The organism is Brevibacillus migulae (assembly GCF_004521915.1).
Taxonomy (GTDB): Bacteria; Bacillota; Bacilli; order Brevibacillales; family Brevibacillaceae; genus Brevibacillus_F; species Brevibacillus_F migulae.
On the sequence record NZ_SDKD01000007.1, the window covers coordinates 32,033 to 56,324 of the forward strand.

Annotated in this window: 27 protein-coding genes; 10 read left to right on the plus strand and 17 right to left on the minus strand. The window is 49.5% G+C overall.

The features are described 5' to 3' along the window. Positions 1-6: 6 nt before the first annotated feature. The 9 genes from plsX to EIZ37_RS09770 form a co-directional block, all read right to left on the minus strand. Positions 7-1,014, minus strand: coding sequence for a phosphate acyltransferase PlsX (gene plsX, locus EIZ37_RS09730; protein WP_134684409.1), 1,008 nt, complete (start codon positions 1,012-1,014; stop codon positions 7-9). Between the two features lie 21 nt (positions 1,015-1,035). Next, a complete protein-coding gene (fapR, locus tag EIZ37_RS09735) occupies positions 1,036-1,641 on the minus strand; it encodes a transcription factor FapR (protein WP_134684410.1) in 606 nt (201 codons plus the stop codon). Positions 1,642-1,736: 95 nt separating this feature from the next. Next, entirely contained in the window at positions 1,737-2,708 is a 972-nt protein-coding gene (locus EIZ37_RS09740; protein ID WP_134684411.1) for an ABC transporter ATP-binding protein, read from the minus strand. 10 nt (positions 2,709-2,718) lie between these two features. Then, entirely contained in the window at positions 2,719-3,507 is a 789-nt protein-coding gene (locus tag EIZ37_RS09745) for an ABC transporter permease (protein WP_134684412.1), read from the minus strand. A 1-nt stretch (position 3,508) separates the two neighbouring features. Beyond that, positions 3,509-4,288 carry an ABC transporter permease gene (locus tag EIZ37_RS09750; protein ID WP_134684413.1) on the minus strand — a complete coding sequence of 260 codons (780 nt, stop codon included), beginning with the start codon at positions 4,286-4,288 and terminating at the stop codon, positions 3,509-3,511. Between the two features lie 135 nt (positions 4,289-4,423). Further along, complete coding sequence (gene rpmF / locus EIZ37_RS09755; protein WP_134684414.1) at positions 4,424-4,594, minus strand: 50S ribosomal protein L32; 171 nt, start codon at positions 4,592-4,594, stop codon at positions 4,424-4,426. Between the two features lie 194 nt (positions 4,595-4,788). Beyond that, positions 4,789-5,307, minus strand: a complete 519-nt coding sequence (locus EIZ37_RS09760; protein ID WP_134684415.1) for a YceD family protein — start codon at positions 5,305-5,307, stop codon at positions 4,789-4,791. 87 nt (positions 5,308-5,394) lie between these two features. Then, positions 5,395-6,465, minus strand: coding sequence for a SepM family pheromone-processing serine protease (locus tag EIZ37_RS09765; RefSeq protein WP_134684416.1), 1,071 nt, complete (start codon positions 6,463-6,465; stop codon positions 5,395-5,397). Then, on the minus strand, positions 6,462-7,256 hold the full coding sequence (locus EIZ37_RS09770) for a patatin-like phospholipase family protein (protein WP_134684417.1): 795 nt from the start codon (positions 7,254-7,256) through the stop codon (positions 6,462-6,464). The genes EIZ37_RS09765 and EIZ37_RS09770 overlap by 4 nt, the downstream gene beginning before the upstream one ends. A 133-nt stretch (positions 7,257-7,389) precedes the next feature. Here EIZ37_RS09770 and ylbJ point away from each other — a divergent pair, with 133 nt between their 5' ends. Continuing rightward, positions 7,390-8,619, plus strand: coding sequence for a sporulation integral membrane protein YlbJ (gene ylbJ, locus EIZ37_RS09775; protein ID WP_134684418.1), 1,230 nt, complete (start codon positions 7,390-7,392; stop codon positions 8,617-8,619). Positions 8,620-8,626: 7 nt separating this feature from the next. Here ylbJ and coaD read toward each other — a convergent pair whose 3' ends face one another. Beyond that, complete coding sequence (coaD, locus tag EIZ37_RS09780) at positions 8,627-9,109, minus strand: pantetheine-phosphate adenylyltransferase (RefSeq protein ID WP_134684419.1); 483 nt, start codon at positions 9,107-9,109, stop codon at positions 8,627-8,629. A 1-nt stretch (position 9,110) separates the two neighbouring features. After that, entirely contained in the window at positions 9,111-9,677 is a 567-nt protein-coding gene (gene rsmD, locus EIZ37_RS09785; RefSeq protein WP_134684420.1) for a 16S rRNA (guanine(966)-N(2))-methyltransferase RsmD, read from the minus strand. Between the two features lie 378 nt (positions 9,678-10,055). Here rsmD and EIZ37_RS25900 point away from each other — a divergent pair, with 378 nt between their 5' ends. Both EIZ37_RS25900 and ku read left to right on the plus strand, forming a co-directional pair. Continuing rightward, positions 10,056-10,199 (plus strand): hypothetical protein, encoded by a 144-nt coding sequence (locus EIZ37_RS25900; protein ID WP_167568775.1) that lies wholly within the window; start codon positions 10,056-10,058, stop codon positions 10,197-10,199. Between the two features lie 136 nt (positions 10,200-10,335). Then, positions 10,336-11,241, plus strand: a complete 906-nt coding sequence (ku, locus tag EIZ37_RS09790; protein WP_134684421.1) for a non-homologous end joining protein Ku — start codon at positions 10,336-10,338, stop codon at positions 11,239-11,241. Between the two features lie 58 nt (positions 11,242-11,299). On the opposite strand, the gene EIZ37_RS09795 is transcribed toward ku, so the two are convergent. Continuing rightward, positions 11,300-11,989, minus strand: a complete 690-nt coding sequence (locus EIZ37_RS09795; protein WP_235827941.1) for an N-acetylmuramoyl-L-alanine amidase family protein — start codon at positions 11,987-11,989, stop codon at positions 11,300-11,302. A 95-nt stretch (positions 11,990-12,084) separates the two neighbouring features. Next, on the minus strand, positions 12,085-13,509 hold the full coding sequence (locus tag EIZ37_RS09800; protein WP_134684422.1) for a CgeB family protein: 1,425 nt from the start codon (positions 13,507-13,509) through the stop codon (positions 12,085-12,087). A gap of 201 nt (positions 13,510-13,710) precedes the next feature. On the opposite strand from EIZ37_RS09800, the gene EIZ37_RS09805 reads away from it, so the two are divergent. Then, positions 13,711-14,721 carry a glycosyltransferase gene (locus tag EIZ37_RS09805; protein ID WP_134684423.1) on the plus strand — a complete coding sequence of 337 codons (1,011 nt, stop codon included), beginning with the start codon at positions 13,711-13,713 and terminating at the stop codon, positions 14,719-14,721. 157 nt (positions 14,722-14,878) lie between these two features. Next, positions 14,879-16,987, plus strand: coding sequence for a heavy metal translocating P-type ATPase (locus EIZ37_RS09810; protein WP_134684424.1), 2,109 nt, complete (start codon positions 14,879-14,881; stop codon positions 16,985-16,987). A 52-nt stretch (positions 16,988-17,039) separates the two neighbouring features. Here EIZ37_RS09810 and arsC read toward each other — a convergent pair whose 3' ends face one another. After that, entirely contained in the window at positions 17,040-17,465 is a 426-nt protein-coding gene (gene arsC, locus EIZ37_RS09815) for an arsenate reductase (thioredoxin) (protein ID WP_134684425.1), read from the minus strand. Between the two features lie 65 nt (positions 17,466-17,530). Beyond that, complete coding sequence (locus EIZ37_RS09820; RefSeq protein ID WP_134684426.1) at positions 17,531-17,857, minus strand: ArsR/SmtB family transcription factor; 327 nt, start codon at positions 17,855-17,857, stop codon at positions 17,531-17,533. A gap of 144 nt (positions 17,858-18,001) precedes the next feature. On the opposite strand from EIZ37_RS09820, the gene EIZ37_RS09825 reads away from it, so the two are divergent. The 4 genes from EIZ37_RS09825 (at position 18,002) to EIZ37_RS09840 (ending at position 21,143) form a co-directional block, all read left to right on the plus strand. Next, positions 18,002-18,949 carry an ATP-dependent DNA ligase gene (locus EIZ37_RS09825; protein WP_134684427.1) on the plus strand — a complete coding sequence of 316 codons (948 nt, stop codon included), beginning with the start codon at positions 18,002-18,004 and terminating at the stop codon, positions 18,947-18,949. 43 nt (positions 18,950-18,992) lie between these two features. Then, on the plus strand, positions 18,993-19,898 hold the full coding sequence (gene ligD / locus EIZ37_RS09830) for a non-homologous end-joining DNA ligase (RefSeq protein WP_134684428.1): 906 nt from the start codon (positions 18,993-18,995) through the stop codon (positions 19,896-19,898). Positions 19,899-20,022: 124 nt separating this feature from the next. Next, positions 20,023-20,796 (plus strand): prolipoprotein diacylglyceryl transferase, encoded by a 774-nt coding sequence (gene lgt, locus EIZ37_RS09835; RefSeq protein ID WP_134684429.1) that lies wholly within the window; start codon positions 20,023-20,025, stop codon positions 20,794-20,796. Between the two features lie 116 nt (positions 20,797-20,912). Beyond that, complete coding sequence (locus EIZ37_RS09840) at positions 20,913-21,143, plus strand: hypothetical protein (protein WP_134684430.1); 231 nt, start codon at positions 20,913-20,915, stop codon at positions 21,141-21,143. 77 nt (positions 21,144-21,220) lie between these two features. Here EIZ37_RS09840 and EIZ37_RS09845 read toward each other — a convergent pair whose 3' ends face one another. Together EIZ37_RS09845 and EIZ37_RS09850 are read right to left on the minus strand one after the other, a co-directional pair. After that, a complete protein-coding gene (locus EIZ37_RS09845; protein WP_134684431.1) occupies positions 21,221-22,240 on the minus strand; it encodes an inorganic phosphate transporter in 1,020 nt (339 codons plus the stop codon). After that, entirely contained in the window at positions 22,233-22,850 is a 618-nt protein-coding gene (locus tag EIZ37_RS09850; protein WP_134684432.1) for a DUF47 domain-containing protein, read from the minus strand. The genes EIZ37_RS09845 and EIZ37_RS09850 overlap by 8 nt, the downstream gene beginning before the upstream one ends. A 349-nt stretch (positions 22,851-23,199) precedes the next feature. Between EIZ37_RS09850 and EIZ37_RS09855 the strand changes: the two genes are divergently transcribed. Further along, positions 23,200-24,258 (plus strand): potassium channel family protein, encoded by a 1,059-nt coding sequence (locus tag EIZ37_RS09855; RefSeq protein ID WP_134684433.1) that lies wholly within the window; start codon positions 23,200-23,202, stop codon positions 24,256-24,258. Positions 24,259-24,292 lie beyond the last annotated feature (34 nt).

Sequence of the window (24,292 nt, forward strand, 5' to 3'; positions counted from 1 at the left end):
GTTTCCTCACTCACCTTCGTGGTAGATGTCTTTTTCTAGTTCTGCCTGAATGTATTGATTCACGTCTTGTCGGACGAAACGCGCTGCCGTCAAGATCGCACTTTGGATCGCTCGTTCACTCGAGGAGCCGTGCGCCTTAAACACTGGATATTTCAAGCCTAAAAGCGGCGCCCCGCCGTATTCGGCATAATCCATTTGCTTTTTGAAGCGCACCAGACTTGGCTTTAAAATGGCCGCCGCCAACTTATTCAAGAAGCTGGAAGTGAATTCCTGCTTCAATTGACCAAAAACCGTTGCTACGCTGCCTTCCAATGTTTTCAACAGCACGTTTCCGGCAAATCCGTCGCAGACGATGACATCGGTTCCTCCCTGGAGAATGTCGCGCGCTTCCACATTCCCAATAAAGCGGATCGGCGCTTTTTGCAGCAGAGGGAATACTGCCTTGGTCAATTCGTTTCCTTTCCCTTCTTCGGTTCCCACATTGAGCAAACCGACGATCGGCTGTTCAAAGCCAAGCACTTTTTCGACGTACATGCTTCCCATGATCGCATACTGGAGCAGATGAAACGGCTTGGCATCCATATTGGCTCCCACATCGAGGGTCAGGGTGACTCTCCCCTTCATGTTCGGGATAAAGGCTGCCAACGCAGGCCGCTCGATGCCTTTCATGCGTCCGGCAATCAACAATCCTGCGGTCATCAGCGCTCCTGTATTGCCTGCCGATATGGCTGCATCCGCTTCCCCTTCTCGAGCGAGCTGAATCGTCACCACCATCGAAGAATCTTTTTTCCGGCGGACAGCCTTCACCGGCTCATCCTCCGCTTCAATTACTTCCGTTGTATGACGAATCTCAATCCCTGCGGGAAGCTCGGCCGGCAAATGCTTTTTGATTTCGGCTTCATCCCCGACCAAAATAACAGTAATAGAGGGATCTGCTTGAACAGCTGCCAATGCTCCACGCACATTGCTCAACGGCGCATGATCTCCTCCCATTGCATCTATGGCAATACGCAAGGTACTTCCTCCTCTAAGAAGTTACGGCTTCAGCTGTGCCTCACTAGTTTCCAGCAACTTTTCCTCCGCCATGCGGAAAACACGGAAGGTCGCTGTAAAAACTGGCTCGCCCTGCACTTTCGTTTCGACGCGGACTTTGCATTCGTCCCCCTCACGGCTTCGGACCACCGCTTTTGCGACCAGTTTTTCCCCAAGCCGTACCGGTCTGATAAAACGAATGCGCGCCGTAGCCGTCAATGCGACATCCGCATTCATGACAGCAACCGCGAGTGAGTTTGCTTGTGCAAATATGTAGTGACCGCGCGCAATCTGCGTACGGGTAAACACATGCTCTTCCTTTATCTCCAGGACGGAGATCGCCTGCTCATCGAGCTGCAAGTCAATGATTTCCCCAATGACCTCCTCGATGCCGAGCGACTTGACATGGTCGAAGCTTTTCTCCGCGACCGATTTGATTCGTTCACGCAATTCCGGAATCCCTAGCTCCAGACGATCCAACCTGATCGTTTGGATGCTTACGTTAAACCGTTCGGCCAAATCCTCATCCGTCTCAAACGGATTTTCCTGCAACGTCTGAATCAATCGGGTTTGGCGATCTTTTTTCGCTAGTCGGGCGATAACAGGCACCCCCCATGCCGCAACTCTAACTGATTAATTGCGAGTAGTTTTTATTACCAGGTACTAAAGATAGTATAGGATAACCAAAGAGCTTTTACAACCCTTCAATACATCATTCGAATAATGTCTTCCATTTCAGGTTCTTTGATCTGGATATCGACCGGCTCTCCCCAACGGCCGATTTCCGCCAGTATCTGCGGCGCGGATAGCTTCGTTTTATCAAAATGAATCTTCAACTGATTGCCCTCCTGCTCTACTTTTTCTACGCCTTGCCAGGGTAGGGCATCCCGCACAGACGGTTCGTCCCGGTATTCGATCACCATCACACTAGGCAAGCCAATCTGCTCCCGCAATTGCCGTAAAGTGCCGTCGAGCACGACTTTCCCGTGATTGATCAAGATGATGCGTTCACAAAGCTGCTCAATGTCATCCATGTCATGCGTGGTGAGCAGAATCGTTTTTTTCTCAACCCGGTTGATCTGCTGCAAAAACTCGCGAATTTTCTTTTTCGCCACGACGTCCAACCCGATTGTGGGTTCATCCAAAAAAATCACCGGCGGATTGTGTAATAGCGCAGCGGCCAAGTCGGCACGCATCCGCTGCCCTAACGAGAGTTTACGCACCGGCGTGTCCATGAATTCCTGCAAATCAAGCAGGTCATCATAACGCAGCAATGCTTGGCGGTAGAAGGCGTCATCAATCCTGTACATCGCTTGCAGGATCTCCAGCGAATCACGCACCGGCAAATCCCACCACAGCTGTGTTCGCTGCCCAAACACAACGCCGATGCGCTTCGCCACTTCCTTGCGCTGCTCCTGCGGGCTGTAACCCGCCACTTTCACCTCACCACGCGACGGATGAAGAATCCCCGCCAGCATTTTGATCGTCGTCGATTTTCCCGCCCCATTGGGCCCTATATACCCGACGAATTCCCCTTCCTTGATCTGAAAGGAAACCTGCTCCACCGCTTTCACTTCTGTGTAAGCGCGGGAAAACAAGGCTTTTGCCGCTCCAAACATCCCCTTCCCCGACTTGGTCAGGCGAAAGGTTTTACCCAGCCCATACGCTTCGATCATCGTCTCCCTCCTAGCTTCCTGTACTGTGATAATGATGGATTCCATACTTCCAGAAACGAAGCGCCATCCAACAAACCACCGCAGCCATCCCGAGCGGCATCAGCAGCGCGGTCCAAGAGCCTCCCTTATCCAACAAGTACGACATCGGCATATAATTCATGAACGCTACCGGTATCGCTGTATAAAACAAAAGCTTCAGCCAGCCTGGGTACAAACTGATCGGATAATTGGCCGCTGTGGCTGGCGCATACAGGGTAAAAGTCTGCAAATCCTTGATCTGTCCCGTCCAAAAGCCAATCGTCGCTGTCGCCAATCCGACCGAGAACAAGATCACCGTGCCCACCGCCAAGCTAACTGGCACATACGCGAGCAGCCAGACGATGTTTTTTCCCTCCTGATGCAGTCCGTATAAGGAGATGACCAGGATGGCAATCCCCTGTACGATGCCGCCAATCCGCGCCAATTCGATATTTCGGGTCAACAGCAGCGTTAGCGGAGATACCGGGCGGGTAAGCAGCTGATCAAAATCTCCATACACAATATACCGTTCGAAATCGTGTATTTCAGGCGCAATCAGCCGATAGAGCGACATGGACGCTGAAGCGAGCCCGTACAAAACGCCCACCTCGTAAATATCCCAGCCTTTCACCTGATCAAACCGCTGCAATATCGCAGACAACACCAGAAAGTCGATGACCATGATCAGACCTGTCGTCGCCGCAGTTGTCAAAAAATTCAGCTTGTATTGCATTTGTGCACGTATGCTCGCCAAAATAAGCTTTCGGTATAACCAGATCATGCTACCCACCTTGCACCTCCACTTTTCGACGCGCCTTGGCTGTCAGGAACAAGGCTGTCAAGGTCAACACCATGGCCCAGCCTGCCTGCATCACAATCACGTCCGGATCGATACGCTCCAAAAAAATCATCGCAGGCGCATATAAAATACCCGAAAAAGGCAGGTACAGACTGAGCTTGCCTAACAATCCCGGCAGCAGCTCGACAGGGATCATCTGTCCACCAAGACCAAATATCAATGTGATTAAAATATAGTGGGACCAGCGTATTTCAGTTGTCCAAAAAGAGGAAATGCCCGTGATGTAAAACAAGAGAAGCCCCAGATAAACGGAAAAAAGCAAGGAGAGTAAGAACCAGAGGTAGGTTTGCAGCTGTAGAGGAAAAGAAAATCCAGCGATACTGCCTAATATCAGGCCAACCGGAATGAAACGATAAAAAAAGCTGTACACGACCTTTCCAAATTCCATGCTCATGACATAGAGAAAATAAGAGATCGGCCTCATCAAATCTGTACTGACTGCGCCTGTCCTCACCCCGTTCTGAATCCCGAGCCCAGGTGTGTGAAAGGTAGTCACCCATAGCAAGCACTGTGTCAGCGTGATATATTGGGCCATCGTCTGCTGATCATACGGACTGCTGCCCGCCCTTCCATCCAATACACCAAACCAGATGGCCATATAGACAAATCCAAAAATAGCGCTTGCGACATTATTAATCAGATGAGCGATACGATACTGAAGATTGCGAATATAGCTTTTTCGGATAATTCGCCAATATACCATTATTCCCCTCCCTTTGAATGGCCGGACGATTATTGTATAAAATGGTACGGATACCCGTCAATAGATAATTTTTCGCTTCCCTACCGTTTCGGCACAAATAAAAAAGCAAGGTGATGAACTCACCTTGCTTTTTCATTATTTTGCTACTTTCACACCTTTATAGTGTCCGCAGCTCGGGCAAACGCGGTGCGCAAGCTTGTGCTCGCCGCAATTATCGCATTTAACCATGCCTGGAATCTCTAATTTGAAATGCGTACGGCGCATTCTTTTACGGGTTTTGGAAGTTCTCCGTTGAGGTACTGCCATCTTCCTTACACCTCCTTCAACTGGTAAGTACGTCTGTCTCTCTTAGGGCCTCTATGGGAGCATTCAACATCAATCGAGTGCAACGATAAGAGGTTTGACATCCCTTATATCCGGATGGGAAGGACAGTAAACACTTCAGCCATCCGTTCAAAAATAAAGCTGATGAACAGCCTCATTTTGAAAACAATGATGAGTTACTCTTTGTCTTTGGCAAAAAAGTCTGCCAATCCGGCAAGCCGCGGATCGATGCGCTCCGTATTGCAGCTGCAGCTGCCTTCATTGCGGTTGATCCCACAAGACGGGCACAGCCCCTGACAATCTTCCTCGCAGAGCGGGAACGTCGGCATTGCCAACAAAAAATCCTCCTGCAGCAGAGGCTTCAGCTCGATCTCATCCCCTTCAAGGAGATGGATTTCACTATCCTCGTCCACATCCACTTCAGCCTCATCTGTCGTGAAAGTTTCCGAGAATGGGATGCTCATATGCTCGGTAAACGGTTTGAGACAACGGGCACAGACAAAATTGACGTCTGAGTCCATCTCACCTTTTACGTAATAGAGGCCCCCTAGCTTCGCTGCTTCTCCCGTCGTTTCAACAGGGGTCAATCCGCGCACTTCTTGATGTCGATTTTTCAATTCGACGGGATCAAGTGTGAGTCGGAATGAAAGAGGTTCACCTTTACGATGATCGAGTTCGGTAATCTTAATGTTCACTTTCATTCACCTCAAACACAACAAGGATGATTATAGCTTTTGCCCAAATCTTTGTCAACCTATTTTCCTTGACAGGCTCAACATCTGCTACGAGTGCTTAGGCGCCAGAGATGTCAAGTATTTGACCGCATCACGGACATTTTTAACAGGGACGATTTTCATCGAAGTGCCAATCCGTTTTGCCGTCACCACTGCATCCTCATAGTTGGAGGTGGCATATCCCTCATCATCCGGCGCGAAAAAGATCTCAGCTCCCGCGCTGTCTGCAGCGACGATCTTATGATTGATGCCGCCGATCCGTCCCACCGTCCCGTCATCCGAAATCGTACCGGTGCCGGCAATCTTATAACCCCGCGTCAAATCGAGATCTTTATTGAGCTGATCATAAATCTCCAGGGTAAACATGAGACCGGCGGAAGGCCCCCCGATATTTTTCGAGGCGATCGATACATCTTTCGGTATTTCGATGGTCTGGTAATTATCCAGACTAATGCCGATCCCTGGTCGCTTCCCGTTTTCATCCTTGATTTCCGCAAGTGTGATGGACGCGGTTTTTTCTTCCTCATCACGCAAGAAGGTGATTTCCACGGTGTCTCCAACCTTTTTCTTGACCAGGTATTGCTGCAGGATCGTACGTTCCATCGTTTTGTGGCCGTCGACCGCGATAATCACATCTCCTACCTGCAGCTTCCCTTTTGCCGGCAGCCCTTCCGCCGTTCCCATTACTGTCACACCGTGGTTTTCGACCTTGACCGGATACCCTGCCAGACGAAACGCGACAGCCTCCGCGATTTTTTGTGAATTCTGCATGACAGCCTGCTCCCGTTTGGTGAAATCTTCGTCTGAACCGCCATTTAACACGGTTTCCTTTTCGACCAATTCGGCATCTGGCGACAGGTGGGCATATACATACCAGAACGGGTTCGCTTCCCCCATCCGCACGGTGGTGAGCATGAAAGCGCCTTTCGCATCCTTTTTGCCTTCCTCCACCTGGATGATGGGTCCCAATGCTACCGCGGAGCCTGGGCGCATGACGTAATAAGGCACAGGTATGAAAATGGACGCTACCATGAGCAGCATGACGAGCAGCATGACCCACGGCAAGATGCGAATTCTTCTAGCCTGCAGATGGTCAGGCAATTGGTGTTCCTCCGTCATTTCTCTGCCTCCCATTGTGCAATCAATTGCTTAATTTCATCCACATGTTCAAGCGCGGTTCGTTCTCCTTCCGCAATGATCTCCTCAATGCCATTATAAGAGATACTGCTATAATGTCCTACATTCGGCCGGATTACCAGATTAGCCGAAAGCATGCGATGACGCAAGATCTCCCTTTCCATGACATCGATCGTCTGGGCGATGACATCAAAGATGGATGCGACTTTCATCTTGGTATCAAACTGGGCGACATCGATCGCGATCACGATGTCTGCCCCCATCTCTCTGACCACTGTGATCGGCACACGATCGATCACACCACCGTCTACCAGCAAGCGGTCCCCGACCCGCTCCGGAACGAAAATCCCGGGGATTGAGATGCTTGCCCGCACCGCTTGATCGACAGGACCTTCGCGAAAGACCACCCTCTCGCCCGTCTCGATGTCGGTGGCAACGATGGCGAGTTCTTTATCCAGCTCCTCAATCTTTTTGCCATGCGTCAACAACCGAATGAGCTGCTTGATCTTTTCCCCTGCCACAAATCCCAGATTGGGTACGATTACATCCAGCCAATGCTTCCGCTTCAGATTCATCGCCAGCTTTTCCATCATATGCGGCTCGATGCCATTCGCATAAAGGGCGGCAATCAAGCTTCCCATGCTGCTGCCCGCCAATAGATCGCAATGGATCCCATGCGCATCAAATACTTTGAGCACGCCGATATGGGCGAATCCACGCGCACCCCCCGAACCGAGAGCCAGTCCTACGGTTGGTTTTTTTCTGTCCGCCACAGGCATCCCCCCTTACACAACACGTATATGTCTGTCTCCCCCATTTTCTCCCCATGTTTATGTATAGCTTGGGCGAATAGTTTTTTCCTTTTCAACGTAGACATGTACTAACCTTCATGTCCAGGAGGAAGTTATGACACGTCGTTCTCCTATCCTCACATTGTTGCTTGCACTCTTGTCGATTGGCCTGGTCATTACCCTCGTCTCCCATCCCGAGACGTCCTTTCAGGCTGCCCTCGACGGATTAAAAATCTGGTGGGAAGTTGTCTTTCCTGCTACACTTCCCTTCATCGTGGTCTCGGAGATATTGATGGGGGTTGGCGTCGTTCATTTTGTCGGCGTGTTGCTGGAGCCCTTGATGCGCCCCTTGTTTAACGTACCTGGTACAGGCGGCTTCGTGTTGACCATGGGCTTTTCTTCCGGTTATCCGGTGGCTGCCAAATTGACAACGCGGCTGCGTGAAAGCGGAGGACTCACACGTGCGGAAGGGGAGCGCCTCGTCTCCTTTGCCACGACAGGCGATCCGCTGTTTGTGATCGGAGCCGTCGCGGTTGGTTTTTTTCACAGCGAACAGCTCGGCTTTGTGCTGGCGACGACACATTACGTTTCTGCACTGCTGATCGGGATCCTTTTTCGCTTCCACGCAGTCGCCGATCCGTCTAGCAAAAAGCTGATGAAAAACCAGCTTCCTCTCGCCATACGTGCCCTGCAGGCCATGCATCGCGCCCGGATCCGGGATGGCCGGCCGTTTGGCAAGCTGATGGGCGAAGCCGTTCATTCCGCCCTGCAGACTCTGCTCATGATCGGCGGTTTTCTTATTGTGTTTTCCGTACTCATCCAGCTACTGCAAACCATCCATGTTACACAGCTGTTGTCGACGATTTTGCACATCATTCTGGGGCCGCTTGGCTTTCCCCCCGCTTTTTCCAAAGCATTTATCGCGGGATTGTTTGAGGTCACCCTTGGCGCCCAGGCAGCCAGTGAAGTCCCGAGCCATATTTCCCTCATGTGGAAAACGGCTGTGGCCAGCGCGATCGTCTCCTGGGGCGGGCTGAGTGTTCACGCACAGGTTGCCAGCATTTTGAGTCAGACCGATATTCGGGTAGCGCCCTACCTGTTCGCACGAATCCTGCATGCATGCACGGCTGTTGTCATGACCTTTGTGCTCTGGAACCCGCTTTCCCAGCTGGCGATGTCGATGACCGACACGCTTCCCGTCTTTCTCGCACAACGGGAGTCCGACCCCATGCTGCATTGGTGGCATGTGTTCTCCCAGTCCGGACTGATTGCACTGGCCATCTCCCTGTTCTTGTTCCTGTTAAGTGTCGTCTTTGTCAAAGGATGGCGAAAATCGTATCGGTAAGCTCAGCTTAGCTGGTTGCAAACTTTTCCCGTAAGGCTTTCTCCACGACAGGGGGAACGAGATCGCTGACGCTCGCCTGATATCTGGCCACTTCTTTCACGATGCTCGAGCTGACAAAGGCATACTGGCTGTTGGTCATCAGGAAGAATGTCTCCACATCTTCATTCAGCTTTCGGTTCATCGTAGCAATCGGCATTTCATACTCATAATCAGAAACAGATCGCAGGCCACGGAGGATGACTCTGGCCTGCTTTTTCTTCATATAATCCACCAACAAGCCATCAAACGAATCAATCTCCACATTCGGAAGATGTGCCGTGGCTTGCCTAAGCAGCTCAAGTCGTTCTTCTACCGTAAACAAAGTCGTTTTTTTCGAATTATGCAAGACAGCAATGATGACCTTGTCAAAAATGCGGGCCCCTCGTGAAATGATGTCCAGATGCCCGTTGGTGATTGGATCAAAGCTTCCTGAGCATACGGCGATCGCCATCCTATTTCTCCTCCTCCGGATCAAAACGGTAAATGGAAATTCTTGTGTCTCCATACACAGCGGAACGTTCGCAGCGGCATGCACCGATGGTCTCGGCCAGTCGATCTTCCGCATCACACTCGGCGACAATCCAGGCATCAGGCGCAAGCAAGGATGCTTCCTGCAGAATGGAAATCTCTTCTTCTATGTTTTGTTTGGCATATGGCGGATCCAAAAAGACAGCATCAAACTGTATCTCACGCTTGGCCAGTGCTTTCAAGGCACGGCGGGAATCATTGCGGTACAGCTCGGCTTTGTCCTCTAAACGCAGCGCAGTAATGTTATCCTTCACGACGGAAAATGCCCGCGCGTCAATCTCCACAAACACGGCCTTCTCCATGCCCCTACTTAACGCTTCAATGCCTAACCCGCCGGTTCCTGCGTATAAATCAAGGGCCCACCCGCCATCAAAATAGGGACCAATCATATTGAATATCGATTCTTTGACTTTGTCGGTGGTCGGACGTGTGCCCTTTCCCGGCACAGCTTGTAAGGACCGACCTTTGTGCTCTCCTGCAATTACTCTCATATGTACCTCTCACATTCCATGGAAAAGTTTGCTTACATACTAACACAACCTGAAAATGCTCGCAAAAATTCAACTGGGGAATGTATACAAAAAAAATAATTGGTAAAGAATAGAACTAGCGACGCAAGGGTGTCGCTGACAACCGCGGAGAAGACTTACGTTTCCCCATAAGCTCTTCCTCCGGTTTCTCCTCTCCCATAATTGAAAAGCGGCCTAACAAGCACATGAATTGTCTGATAGGAGCTTTCATGTCAATGCTCCCTGCGCGGGAGACATTGGCCGCTGCCTCACTGGAAACAGTGAGGTCTTTTTTTATGCAGAATGGTCCTTTACACGAAAGGGAATCATACTGCTATCCACCGTGAAGGAGGCAGACACATGGCGAAAAAACTCCCTTCCAAACGCAAGCAGCAAGCCGCAGCCTTGCAATCGCTTGCAGACCGAACTGGCCAATATGTGGAGCTGGCTCGCGAAATGCAGTCGGATGCAGATCAGAAGGATATCACGAAACACGGTCGTTAACTTTGTTTTCCCCCTAGCCGATCTTTGCCGAAGATCGGCTTCTTCCTTTTTCATGATGACAAAAGTTGCTTCGTACAGGCATGAGAACATCGGGCGATACTAACCGTAAATACATGAAGCCCGCAGGAGGTGCTCGATGCATACCGTCTGGAAAGGCTCAATCAGCTTTGGTCTGGTCAATATTCCTGTACGCATGTTTACCGCTACCGAAGAACGGGATATCCGTTTTCGTCAGCTGCACAAGGAATGCCATACACCCGTCCGCTATGCCAAAATGTGTCCCCATTGCGACCGCGAGCTCGAAGCGAGCGAGATTGTCCGCGGCTTTGAATATGAAAAAGGAAACTTTGTCATCGTGTCGGATGAAGACATGGAAAGTCTGACACCCGAGACGAGAAGAAACATCGAAATCCTCGATTTTGTGGATTTGGCACAGATCGATCCGATTTATTTTGATAAAAGCTATTACTTGTCACCGCAGGAGTCTGGCGAAAAAGCCTATGCTTTGCTGCAAGCTGCCATGCGCAATACGGGAAAAATTGCGATTGCCCGTTTTACCCTGCGCAATCGTCAAAGCTTGGCTGCCGTCCGCATTTATGAGAACTGCATCGTACTTGAAACGATCTACTACCCGGATGAGGTACGGCCTGTGTCGCAAGTGCCCGCTCTTGCTGCAGAGCCAATAGCCATTGCCGAAAACGAATTAAAAATGGCGGAAGAACTGATCACCAATATGTCCACTTCCTTCGACCCCGGCAAATACACGGATGAATACCGCCAAGATTTGCAGCAATTGATTGACCGGAAGCTGGAAGGGAAGGAGGTTGCGGTTTCACCAGCCGCTCCACGCGCCAATGTGGTTGATCTGATGCAGGCGTTGAAAGCAAGTCTGCAAGCGACTTCAGAGGAAATCGGCACCCCTGTTCCAACTGTCGCAGCACCTACACCGGCCACCCCGGCGAACAAGCCAGCAGTCACCCTTTCCCCTGCGCCGGAAACAGCTACCACAACCAAAAAACTGCGCCGCAAAAAAGCGGAGTAAAACGGGTAACGCAATCACAAGCAACCACCTGAGTGAGCGAATTCACCAGGTGGTTGTTTTAGAGGGATGGGTCCATTTCACCGACAAGGATAAAGTATTCAGCGATTGCATCCGCGATCGCTTCCACAAGGATTTCCTGCCGCTCGGGAATCGTCATCCATTTGCGGTCCTGCGCATTGCTCAAATACCCCACTTCCACAATCACCGTAGGGCAAAGCGATTGATTCAACAGAAAGTAACGGCCGCCCCGGATCGGCTCTTCTTTTACTTGATAAACCGAGTTGAGCGAATGCTGAATCATATCCGCCAGCATAAAGCTCTGATGATTTTTTTGATAGAGGACGAGCGGTCCCCGCTTGCCCGGATCATTTGTCCAATTGGCATGAATGCTTACCATCATTTGCGCTTGAAGCTCCGCTGCCAATTGTCTGCGTTGCGCCAGATCTTTCAGATGTCTGGAAATGCTGCTCAACCACTTGTTTTCCTCGCTAAGCGCATAGTCCCCCGTCCGATTCAGTACAACTTGAAATCCCTGCTCATGTAGTTTCTTGTATAGGAGCTTGGAGATTTGCAGATTGATTTCTTTTTCTAACAAGTTTTGATAGCTGGCCCCTCCATCGACGCCTCCATGCCCGGCATCGATGATCACATGGATGGGAATGAGAACAGGTGAGGACGCACTGGCCACCATTCCGCTTCCCCCGCATAGCACGCCAACGAATGCAAGAATCGCGATCAATCGTTTCAAGCATCTATCCCTCCCTGCCACGATCTAGGACATCCTTGCGTTAGTATGCCCGATCAACGGGAGGATTCAGCCAATCACCGCCATGACCCTTTCCTTCATTCCATGGGATTGTAATGCAGCTGCTGCAGAATGACACCAGCCGAATCAGGTTTAGGCAGTTTATTAATGATCACCAGCGCATAGGCGGCCTCGGGTGGTACTTTTGCTGTATAATAAATAACCTTTTGGCAAACGCTGCTGACTACTTTAAAGGTGTCGGTTAACCCGTACGAATAAAACACATGATCCGCTGTCAGATATTGGACGGAAACGGTTATATCAGGCATTTGGCCATTTTTTTCACGAGCGATGTCCAATTTAAAGTCATGGCTTTGATTTGCTCTGACGGGGAGAATGGTCTGGATGTAGCTATTCACGTCACCGCCGGGCAGAAGATAACCAGGGGCGGTATCGATCGCATTAACCGATGTCCAGCCCGTAAAGTGCATTTTTTCCATTTCCAGATGAATCATCGGCCGATTGGCTAGCGGATTTATCCGGAAATGCTCATAGGCAGACATGATTTGTGGCCATACGAGAGGAATTGTCTTTTGGTAAGCAAAATGCGCCATCGCATATTCACGTCCAGCCTCGGCGATTTGCATCCGTTCAACCGGATGAGCAAGATAATGCTTGATTAAGTTGACCGTATCCTCCGGAGAGTTCGAAGTGACACAGTTTACCCCGGGGATCAACTTTTCCCTGACGGCAGGGGTATCTGAAGTAAGCAAAAAACCGCCCGAAGACAAAATATCGTAAGTGCGATTGCTTAACTGGTCATTGCATGTTTGCACACTGAGGCATATCTTTGCCGAGCTGTATACCTTGGGTGTTTCCGAATAAGGCAATTTCCCTTGCAGCATGTGCTCCGGGGCTTTTTTGCCATCGTGATAGTTTTCGACCACATCCCAGCCACCCCCCCAAATCTTGGTGTGAAACGGCTGATCAAACAGGGCGATAATCAAATCGGAAATGCTTTTTGAGCGAATTTCCCCAAAACCAAAATGGCCGTTCGCGATGACGGCTACATCACATTCGTATTGAGGTTCACTGGGTCCAGGCTTGTGAAAATCCGGATTGCAGCCAACATCAAACGCCACAGCAGGCACACCCATATTTTCGTACTTAGGGATACATGACGCGCTTCTTGTCAGGACAAAATTCGGTTCAACCTCCGCCACATATAACCGCGACCAATTTTCAAAATGGAGCCAATCTTCCTCCGCAAAATAAACATGGAACAGCTGATGCCTGTGGAGAATTTCCTTTATGTTCGGCAACCGGCCTTCACTATGAATATCCACATGCCAAATGTCCCATCCCATGCTAAAAACCAGTTCCGGCTGAAAAGAAAGAATGGTATTTTCCAGCAGCTCCTCATCGAACCGCTCGAGATAGCGAACTTCATGTCCCAGGGTCTCCAGCGCCTTTCCGATGGAATATCGGAAAATATCAAATGTCAGCAAAGCTAATATCTTCATTCTCCAACCTCCTCTTTTTCGATCTCGGGCACAATCACACAGCGCATGGGACTTTAACAATCCTAATGTATGTAGTCGGAATAAAATGGAGTGTGTATCTGTCCGGTACCAACCATTTTATTCGCTGGATTCGGCCTAATTTTTTTGCGGTAGAGGAAATTTTACATATACTGGATCATCAAAGAGAAAGGGTGATGATAAATGAACGATACGTTTCGCATTTTTCATTGTCCCATCAACATTGCTGGTCAAATGGGCTATATGGTGAAGGGACTCCGTGCGCTGGGTCATACGGCGATCGGCTTCAATACGTATCAAACCTACCTGAATTATACAGACAGTGTTGTGAATGCGGATTGGACAACGGTTGTGACAAAATTCGAGGAAATCAAACACGATTACGATATTTTTCACTATCATTTCGGTTCTTCGTTATTTGAAGATTTGCGCGATGTAAAAGAATTGTCCGGGAAAGGCAAAAAATTTGTCATGCACCACTGGGGGAATGATGTGCGCATAAAGGAAAAGGCGAGCATCCTGAGTCAATACCTTTTGGATCCATGCAACCCATTGCCGGACCACATGATGATGGAGCGATTGAAACGCAACAGCGAATGGATCCATACGGTGATCATCCAAGATTTCGAAATGTATCCATACGTGAAGGACTACTATCCCAACATCCATGTGCTCCCCCTCCTTTTTGACGTTGCCGGTACGGTCCCCTTTTATCCTCAAGCGGACAAACAAAAACCATTGATTATACATGCTCCGACTCAATCGTCTTTCAAAGGAACCGCCTCTGTCGAAGAAACACTGTCCAAATTGCAGCAGGACGGGTTCGCTTTTGATTACAAAAGAATCGAAAAGATCAGCAACGAGGAAGCACTGGCAATTTATAAGAAAGCAGATCTTGTGATTGACCAATTGCTGGTAGGGTCATACGGTCTGTTTGCGGTTGAAGCGATGGCGCTTGGAAAACCAGTCGTTTCTTATATCAGGGAAGATCTGTGGCACACCTTTCCTCCGAATCTCCCCATCGTCAGCGCAAATCCTGATACCTTCTATCAGGTTCTTGCTCCCCTTTTGACCGATGCGGCGAAACGGTACGAAATCGGTGTCAATAGTCGGGTTTATGCGGCAGAAAGGCATGATATTCAGAAAGTGATCCCGCAGTTAGTAGATATCTATCGGGGCTTGCTTCAAAGTTAGACAAGGACAACTTATGGTCGCTGCCTTGCATGCATGGCTAGCAATGTCTACTCTTGTTTCATTCAGGGTTCACCTTTTATTCAAACAATCATTTGAATATATAAACTTGAGCTGATAAACTGAAAGCACCAGAATTTCTCGCGGGAGGTGCCTACCTATGTCGACTACTCATCCTGAACCGAAACAGGTTTATCGCATTCAAGGGCTAACGTGTGCCAATTGCGCCATGAAATTCGAAAACAACGTAAAGCATCTTGCGGGTGTGACGAACGCAACAGTCAACTTTGGCGCGTCAAAAATTACGGTATACGGAGAAACCACCCTGGAAGCTTTACAAAAAGCTGGCTCGTTTGACAATCTGAAAGTGTATCCGGAAAAAGCAAAAATTGAGCTGCAGCGCGAACCATTGGTCAAAGCCTATTGGAACGTTCTCCTCTCCGGCCTCTTCCTAATCGTCGGATATGCTCTGCCTGAACAAAGCATCGCTTCTGTCCTTGTTTTTGCGGCTTCTATCCTGTTTGGAGGCTACTCCCTTTTTATGAAAGGAAGCAAGAATCTTTTTCGCCTCCAATTCGATATGAATACCCTCATGACAGTTGCTGTGATTGGTGCTTCCATTCTCGGAGAGTGGAGTGAAGGCGCTACGGTGGTCATTTTATTTGCCATCAGTGAAGCGTTGGAACGCCACGCGATGGAAAAGGCGCGTCAATCGATCCGGACGCTCATCGACGCGGCACCAAAAGTGGCACTTGTCCGAAGGAATCAGCATGAAGTAACACTGGATGTGGATGAGATCATGGTTGGGGACATCATGATTGTGAAGCCCGGACAAAAGCTGGCTATGGATGGCATCATCGTGAAAGGCACATCAACGATCAACCAGGCTCCCATCACCGGCGAATCCGTACCGGTCAGCAAAACCATGCATGATGAAGTGTTTGCGGGTACCTTGAATGAAGAAGGCCTTCTCGAAGTAAAAGTAACAAAACGCGCAGATGATACGACGATCGCCAAAATCATTCACCTGGTCGAGGAGGCGCAAGCCCAACGCGCACCAGCCCAAGCCTTTATCGATTCATTCGCCAAATCGTATACACCGGCAATCATGGTTGTCGCTATCGCGGTCGCATTGGTCCCACCTCTGTTCCTGTCTGGCAGCTGGAGCGAATGGGTGTATCGCGGGCTTGCTGTATTAGTGGTCGGCTGCCCATGCGCACTCGTCATCTCTACACCGATTGCGATTGTGACAGCCATCGGCAAGGCAGCTAGATGCGGCGTTCTGATAAAGGGCGGCATTTACCTGGAAGAAGCTGGAAGAGTCAACGCCATTGCTTTTGATAAAACGGGGACGTTAACCAAGGGGTTTCCGGAAGTGACGGAATTGATTGCTTTTCTGCATGACGAAACCGAGTTGCTCCGTATAGCGGCCTTGCTGGAAAAGGGTTCGCAGCATCCGCTTGCTTCGGCCATTGTCCGCAGGGCAGCAAGCAGCGGCATTGACTTGAGTGCTCCCGCTGAAGATTTCCAGTCAGTAACCGGAAAGGGAATCAGAGCGAAAATAGATGGGAAGACCTATTACATGGGAAGCCCGGCTTATCTGGCTGAAATCAACTCAGACATGCTGACCCCAGCGATTTCCATCCGGATTCGCGCCCTGCAGCAGGAAGGGAAAACCGTCATGGCCCTCGGCACGGAATCGGATATCCTCGGGCTGATTGCAGTTGCCGATGATATTCGCGATTCCAGCAAAACGGCCCTTCACCAACTGAAGCAGCACGGTATTAAGCAAACCATGATGCTCACCGGCGACAATCAGGCTACGGCAAAGGCGATCGGCAATCGCTTGGGAATAACCGAAATCAGAGCCGAACTGCTTCCACAAACGAAGCTTCACCTGATCAAACAGCTCAAGGATGAATACAGCAGTGTAGCCATGGTTGGGGATGGCGTAAATGACGCACCTGCGCTTGCGGCGGCCTCGGTGGGTATTGCCATGGGAGGTGCAGGGACCGATACAGCCATGGAAACGGCTGATATTGTGCTGATGGGAGACGATCTTCGCAAGTTACCCTTTACGATCAAGCTAAGCCGAAAAGCGCTTGCGATCATCAAGCAGAACATCGCCTTTTCCATTGGAATCAAATTGCTCGCTCTGATGCTCATTGTCCCGGGATGGCTGACACTATGGCTGGCGATTTCCGCCGATATGGGCGCCACTCTTATTGTGACGGCCAATAGCCTTCGCCTGCTGAAGGTGAACGAATAGCCACACAACACAAAAACAACGGATCCCCTCTCGGCGTCCGTTGTTTTTTGCGTTATTTTCCCTCCAACAAAAATCGCTCAATCCGCAGCTTGATCAAATCGCGTACAGCGCGGAAACTGTTCATGATTTCTTCTTCCGTTCCCGTCGCTTTCGCGGGATCGTCAAACCCCCAGTGCCATTTCACCACGTTTTTATTGGAAATCACCGGGCAATGTTCGTCCGCATGCCCACAGAGGGTGATCACATAGTCAGCCCGATTGAGGAGTTCCGGATCAATGACATCTGACGTATGCTGGCTGATATCCACCCCCTCTTCTTTCATGACTTGAACAGCACGCGGGTTTAGGCCATGCGCTTCCAATCCGGCGCTTTTCACCTCAAAGCGATCCCCTCCGAGCGCTTTGAGAAAGCCATCCGCGATTTGACTGCGGCAAGAGTTCCCCGTACAAAGAAAATAGATCAATGGTTTTTTATCCATGATGCGTCTCCTTTAGCCAACCTAATTAATGAAAATCGTGAAGGCAGGCGCATTCTTCACATATCCTAATCATCACAGGATACGAGAAGACCTTCCGCCTCCAGCCGTTTAAAATCCTCTGTCATATCAGGAAGCTCACCGAGCACTGCGCGTACATATTCTAAAGGCTCCCGATTTAAGGAATAGATCACCCACATGCCCTTTCGTGTCTCGCTTACCAGGTTCGCCTGCTTTAGACGGCTGAGATGCTTGGAAATGGCCGGCTGCGATATCCCGAAGATCGGAACCAATTCACAGACGCAGCAGCTGCGTGTATTCAACAAGGCTACGATGTTCAATCGGGTTGGATCTGCGAGCGCCTTGAGAATCGTTACAAGTTTTCCAGAATCCACTCATGACCCTCCTCCCCCAACACATTCTAATATAACCATATAGTTATATCAATATCTCATTGTTTCATTCTCACCCTCACGAAATGGTTTCGCTTTTCCTGGGAAGACTAGTACCTACCATTGGTTGCAACAAGCGGAGGTACTATGAAACTCAACCCGATCATTCCGTTCGAGCCCGTCTCAAGCGCTCATCTTCCGAAAGGTGAACAGTGGGTCGCCCAAATCAAGTGGGACGGTGTGCGCATGCTCACTTATTTTGATGGCCAATCGGTCCGGCTGATTAATCGAAGACTCAACGATCGTACGGAACAGTACCCCGAATTACGGGAAATCTCCAGCTATTGCTCGGCTTCTTCGGTCATCCTCGATGGCGAGCTTATCGCTTTCAACAGCAACCGTCCATCGTTCTTTGAGATCATGAAAAGAGATCGGGTGCAAAAAAAGCAAAACATCAACCAGGCGGTGAAACAAACGCCCATTACGTATATGATTTTCGATGTGCTTTACCACAATGGGGATTACGTGGTGGATCTCCCTTTGGCCGATCGACAGCGCATTCTTTCGGAGATCATTATTCCGCAGCCCCATATCCAGGTTGTCGAAAATTTTCAAGATGCCGCCGCCTTGTTTCAAGTCATGAGGGAACATCAGATGGAAGGCATCGTCTGCAAGGACCTGACCAGCACCTATGCGATCAAAGGAAAAGACCAGCGCTGGCAAAAAAAGAAGATTTTCCACGACCTCTTCGCCGCAATTGGCGGAGTGACGCTCCGGGATGGTATCGTGAACGCTGTCCTTCTCGGCCTGTATCAGAGCGATGGCACATTCACCTATATTGGCCATGCCGGAACCGGGAAGCTGAGCGTGAACGATTGGCGGGATCTGACAAGGAGAGTTGAGCCCCTTGTCATCAGCCAAAATCCTTTCTCGCAAGTCCCTGAAAGGAACAAAGATGCCATATGGGTCAAACCCGAAATCACCGTCAAAGTACAATTTATGGAATGGACGTCAGGCTTCACCATGAGGCAGCCGAGTATTCAGGCGATCGTGGAGGTTGCATCATCCGAGTGTACGTTTGCGCAGGTCCAATAAAACCCCGCAAACGCACGCAATCGTCAAACTGGAGGGAAATTGCATGGCGGTAACCGCGGTGGAATATCAAATGACAGTGGAAGGCAAAACCCTCTCGATTACCAATCCGGACAAGCCGCTGTGGCCGGAGGCTGGCATCACCAAGCTCCTGTATTTGCAATATCTGATCACGGTCGCTCCCTACATGCTGCCGCATACGAAAAATCGCTTGCTGACGGTCATTCGTTATCCCCACGGCATTCACGACAAGTCGTTCTTCCAAAAGAATCTGCCTGATTACGCACCGGAATGGATCCCGAGCTATACATGGGAATCCACACGCTATGCGCTGCTCAACGACCTTCCGACGCTAATCTGGCTCGCCAATCAAGCGGCGCTGGAGTGGCACGTCTCCTTTCATACCTGCGAGAATGAAGAACCTACGGAGCTCGTCTTCGATCTCGATCCGTCCACACCGGATTTTCAAGTCGTCGCCGAGTCTGCGTACCATCTAAAAAACGTCCTTGACGAGCTTCAGCTTCCTTCCTATGTAAAAACATCCGGTGCGAGCGGCTTGCAGATTTACATTCCGATCCAATCCGGCTACACCTTTTCACAAACCCGTCGTGTCAGCGAATTTATCGCGAATTACCTCACCGAGCGCTATCCCCGGCTGGTGACGACGGAACGCCTGGTGAAAAACAGGGGAGACAAGCTATACATCGATTACTTGCAGCATTGGCGGGGCAAAACACTGCCTGCTCCCTACTCTACCCGCGCTAAGCCGGAAGCTTCTGTGTCAACTCCGATTGCCTGGGATGAAGTAGGCTCCATTCATCCCTCTGACTTTACCATCCATACCGTTCCCGAACGGTTGAAGAAGCATGGGGATTTGTTTGCTGCACTTCTTGATCGACAGCATCGCATCTCCCTTGATCCGATCCTCTCCTTTTTGCAGAACAAAAGATGAGAATGCTTGCGAACGTCCTGTGAAAATGGCACAAGGACGTTCCTATGGCATTTTTTTGTCACGAGGAAATTGAGGGAAAAGATATGCTATACTGTCAAAGAACAATAGAGAAGGAGGAAAGAGCTTGATTGATCCGATTGCAATATCACTAGGCCCCATCGATGTCCATTGGTACGGTATAATCATGGGCTTGGCTTTTTTTCTTGGTACATACTTGGCACGCTATAACGCGAGAAAGGCCGGATATGACCCCGATCATGTGTTGAATATGGTCGTCTGGATCATCCCTGCCGCCATCGTTTGCGCTCGAACCTACTATGTCATTTTCGAGTGGGATCAGTATCGTGACAATATCATCAGCGCTCTCTATGTCTGGCAAGGAGGGCTTGCCATCCACGGCGGCTTGATCGGCGGAGTTTTGGCAGGAACATTGTATATCCGTAAGCACGGTCTGCCGTTTCTCGTATTCGGTGATCTGTTGATGCCGAGTGTCATCCTGGGCCAGGCGATTGGCCGCTGGGGGAACTTTATTAACCAAGAAGCGCACGGCGGCGAAGTCTCCGCCGAATTCATGGCCAATTTCCCAGCATTCATCCGGGATCAGATGTTCATTAACGGCCATTACTATCATCCTACCTTCTTATATGAATCGATATGGAACCTGCTCGTGTTCGCGATCTTGATGGCAATGCTCTATCGGCTTAAGAAGTTTGATGGTCAAGTCTTGTTCAGCTACCTGATTCTCTACTCGCTTGGACGCTTCTTCATTGAAGGAATGCGGACAGACAGTTTGTATTTTGCGGGTCTCCGGGTCGCTCAACTGGTCAGCCTGACACTGATTGCCGCTGGAATCGCGCTGATGGTCATATTCGCGCTCAAAAAGAGACAGCAGCAGTAATGGTTCTACATATGGAATGCCTCCTTTGCCCGTCCGCAAAGGAGGTGTTTTTTTGTCTGAAAGCACGAAATCTTGGCAATGCTGATAGACAAATAGAAATGACAGGAGCGATTCATATGGCGCAAGATTTGCTTGCGGACTACCTGGAACACCACGTAGAAGTCTCCCTCTCCTCCTGCATGCAGGGACAACGTACGACGGAAGAAGGGATCCTTCAAGATTGCAGCAGCTCTGGACTTATCCTCGAACAAGATGACGGAATCCTAGCCTTTATTCCCATGTCCATGGTTCGGGCGATGCGAATCAAGCCGAAGCCGACCTTGTGGCAGCGTCTGACCGGCAGTTGAAATATTTGCAAAAGCGAAAAAGCCTTGCGAGCAGCTTGTCCGCTGTTCTCGCAAGGCTTTTTCGGTGATGCGTGATTTTACAGAAACACGTCGTATACGACATAACAAGCGGCTGCCAGAAGCGCCGTGCACGGCAGCGTCACAATCCATGTCACGATGATGCGGCCCGCCACTCCCCATTTTACCGCGGAGAATTTTTGGGAAGCACCTACCCCCAAGATCGAGGAGGTAATCACGTGTGTGGTACTTACCGGAAGCTTGAACGCAGTAAAAATCGTAATGATCAAAGCGGATGAAAAATCGGCAGAAAAGCCGCTGATCGGACGGATCTTCATGATATCGCGTCCCATCGTTTTGATGATCCGCCATCCGCCAAATGCCGTTCCCAGCGCCATGGCTACTGCCGCGGACAGCTTCACCCACAGCGGAATCGGGAATTCCCCTTCCGCAACCTGCAGAAATCCGCCAGAGATCATGGCCAAGGTAATGATCCCCATTGTTTTTTGCGCATCGTTTGCTCCGTGGCTGAACGATTGCCAGGCCGCCGCCACTACTTGAAGACCGCGGAAGCCCTTATTGGTGCGATGGTAAGACATGTTCGCCACAATCGAAGAGATGATTTTGATCACAATGAAACCTACCGCGAAGGCAATCAAAGGAGAAATAATCAGCGCTTTAATAATATCAATAAACCCTTCGGCATTAATCGAGCCAATTCCGGCTGCACCCACTGCCGCACCGCTCACCCCACCGATCAAAGCGTGAGAAGAGGAGCTCGGAATTCCGAACCACCAGGTGATGATATTCCACAGGATCGCGGAGGTTAACGCGGCCAATACGACGACCAATCCATTTTCCAATTTGAAAGGATCGGTAATATTGCCGCCAATGGTCTTTGCAACGCCTGTGTATGTAAGCGCCCCGATCAAGTTACAACAGGCTGCCAACACGACAGCTGTACGAGGCGAGAGCGCTCTTGTGGAAACCGAGGTGGCAATCGCATTCGCTGTATCATGAAAGCCGTTAATAAAATCAAAACTAAGAGCAATAATGACAATTAAAATGAAAATGACGATATCTGGAGAAAGACTAAGCATTCTTCAGCACAATCCCTTCCACCAGATTGCATACATCTTCGGCAACATCAGCGCAGTCTTCCAATTTATCGTAAATCTCTTTCAGCTTGATCGCCTCGATGGCATCAGCCCCCGGCGCATTCAACAGATCGGACACCATGCGGCGATAGTTTGCATCCGATTCGCGTTCCAGATCTTTGATCTCTGTAGCGATGCTGGAGACGACATTGTGATCCAATTTGCGCAATGTGCGGATCAAATCGGTCAATTTGGCTGTCATTTTCATCAGAATGTTCGCCTGTGCCAAAACACGTGGGTCGGGATGCTTGATCTGATACAAGTAAAGGCGGTCAGCAACCCCGTCAATCAAATCCATGACCGAATCGAGAGACTGTGCGAGCGCGTGAATATCTTCCCTTTCCAGCGGTGTAATGAACGTGGAGTTTAATTCGTTCATGATTTGTCGAACGATCTCGTCGCTTTCCTTCTCTACCGCTTTTACGGCAGCTGCTTTTGCCTCGAGATCTTGATAGTTCCCAATCATTTCATAGAACAAATGGCTGCCCTTATGTACGATGGAAGCTTGCTGTTCAAACAGATCGAAGAATACGTGTTTTTTGTTCTTTAACATAATTGGTCAGTCACTCCTTAAGGAAATATGCGCCTCAACGATTATATCGAACAATAAGGTTAACGTAAATTTAACTACAAGGTTTTTTATATGTTTTTTGTGTAAATGAATTATTAAGTTTTTGTAAAGATTATTGACTTTCTGTTCCTGGGGCGAAAAATAACCCGTCATTATTGTTGCCAAAGCCATTACTTTCATGCCCTTTTTTCCTTGTCATTACAATCTATTAGCAGATTTGAACGGCGAAACCCCAATCGATTCTTTTCTGATCAACAATCGGCATGCGTTTTTTGGACATAATGGGATACATTAATTTTGAATCTGGGCGGAAGAACAAGGGTGGTCAGGAATGGGGTTTATGATCAAAAAAATCGTATATTACCTCATCAAGCTTAAGGGACGAATTTTTATCCCTTTTGCACTCGCTTATATACTCATCGTATCGTCAATCGCTTTATACCTTGAACCGCAAACATTTGAAGCCTCTTATTTGACTGCTGTCTACTGGGTTTTTACGACGCTCGCGACGGTTGGCTTCGGAGACTATGCCCCGGCAACCGACGCAGGGAAAGCTTTTACCATCGGACTTTACATTACGGGAATTGGTCTTGTGAGTGTTTTTATCGGCAAAGTGATCGCTTCCGTCTCACATATTGAGAACCTGAGAGTAGGTGGGAAAATGAAGTATACCGGTAAAAATCACATTATCTTGATAGGCTGGAGTGACAAATCGCGGTTAGCCATTCAAGAGGTCCTCGCATCGGATCCCTCCACCGAGATTGTCATCATCGATCAGGTAGAAAAAGCTCCCCTGCTGGAGGAACGTCTCTTTTACATTCGAGGCGATGCCACGAATGAAGAAACCCTGCTTCGAGCCAACTTACCGAAAGCAAAGGGAGTCATTATTTTTGCAGATCAAATCACCCAAGATACGAATGCTACCAAGGATCCTTTGCTCGTTGACGGAAAAACGCTATTAATTGCTACCGCCATCACCTCCATCGAAGGAAAAATGAAAACGCCTGTGCATGTCACGGCTGAAGTCATGAATCAAAATCATATCCGGTTATTTCAGCATGTGAAAGTCGATGAATTTATCCCCACACAAGAGATGATCTCCCATGCTGCAGTCAGGTCGATCTACATTCATGGGGTCACCCATCTGTATTCGGAACTGATGAGCAGAAGTTGTCCCCAAGGGATGTTTGAAATTCAGAAACTACCGGAGTGGAGAACCTATCGGGACGCCTTTATGGATCTTTTGAACAAAGGAGCCACCCTCGTAGCAGACCGTGGCGATCTCGCCATCAACCATAAGCTGGATGTTCCTATTCCTGCTGATGCGCAGCTTTACGTCATTTGCGATGAACATACATTCAGTCGGATCAATAAAGAATGTGTCCATTAGAAAAAGAGCCCTAGCCTGCTTTGGCCGAGCTCTG

Coding starts and splice junctions, on each gene's coding strand:
- arsC (WP_134684425.1), bottom strand. CDS start 17,465: ATGGATAAAAAACCATTGATCTATTTTCTTTGTACGGGGAACTCTTGC.
- ku (WP_134684421.1), top strand. CDS start 10,336: ATGCATACCGTCTGGAAAGGCTCAATCAGCTTTGGTCTGGTCAATATT.
- EIZ37_RS09845 (WP_134684431.1), bottom strand. CDS start 22,240: ATGCTTAGTCTTTCTCCAGATATCGTCATTTTCATTTTAATTGTCATT.
- ylbJ (WP_134684418.1), top strand. CDS start 7,390: ATGACACGTCGTTCTCCTATCCTCACATTGTTGCTTGCACTCTTGTCG.
- EIZ37_RS25900 (WP_167568775.1), top strand. CDS start 10,056: ATGGCGAAAAAACTCCCTTCCAAACGCAAGCAGCAAGCCGCAGCCTTG.
- EIZ37_RS09850 (WP_134684432.1), bottom strand. CDS start 22,850: ATGTTAAAGAACAAAAAACACGTATTCTTCGATCTGTTTGAACAGCAA.
- EIZ37_RS09765 (WP_134684416.1), bottom strand. CDS start 6,465: ATGACGGAGGAACACCAATTGCCTGACCATCTGCAGGCTAGAAGAATT.
- rpmF (WP_134684414.1), bottom strand. CDS start 4,594: ATGGCAGTACCTCAACGGAGAACTTCCAAAACCCGTAAAAGAATGCGC.
- EIZ37_RS09840 (WP_134684430.1), top strand. CDS start 20,913: ATGGCGCAAGATTTGCTTGCGGACTACCTGGAACACCACGTAGAAGTC.
- EIZ37_RS09805 (WP_134684423.1), top strand. CDS start 13,711: ATGAACGATACGTTTCGCATTTTTCATTGTCCCATCAACATTGCTGGT.
- EIZ37_RS09855 (WP_134684433.1), top strand. CDS start 23,200: ATGGGGTTTATGATCAAAAAAATCGTATATTACCTCATCAAGCTTAAG.
- EIZ37_RS09800 (WP_134684422.1), bottom strand. CDS start 13,509: ATGAAGATATTAGCTTTGCTGACATTTGATATTTTCCGATATTCCATC.
- ligD (WP_134684428.1), top strand. CDS start 18,993: ATGGCGGTAACCGCGGTGGAATATCAAATGACAGTGGAAGGCAAAACC.
- EIZ37_RS09825 (WP_134684427.1), top strand. CDS start 18,002: ATGAAACTCAACCCGATCATTCCGTTCGAGCCCGTCTCAAGCGCTCAT.
- EIZ37_RS09740 (WP_134684411.1), bottom strand. CDS start 2,708: ATGATCGAAGCGTATGGGCTGGGTAAAACCTTTCGCCTGACCAAGTCG.
- EIZ37_RS09810 (WP_134684424.1), top strand. CDS start 14,879: ATGTCGACTACTCATCCTGAACCGAAACAGGTTTATCGCATTCAAGGG.
- coaD (WP_134684419.1), bottom strand. CDS start 9,109: ATGGCGATCGCCGTATGCTCAGGAAGCTTTGATCCAATCACCAACGGG.
- rsmD (WP_134684420.1), bottom strand. CDS start 9,677: ATGAGAGTAATTGCAGGAGAGCACAAAGGTCGGTCCTTACAAGCTGTG.
- EIZ37_RS09745 (WP_134684412.1), bottom strand. CDS start 3,507: ATGATCTGGTTATACCGAAAGCTTATTTTGGCGAGCATACGTGCACAA.
- EIZ37_RS09750 (WP_134684413.1), bottom strand. CDS start 4,288: ATGGTATATTGGCGAATTATCCGAAAAAGCTATATTCGCAATCTTCAG.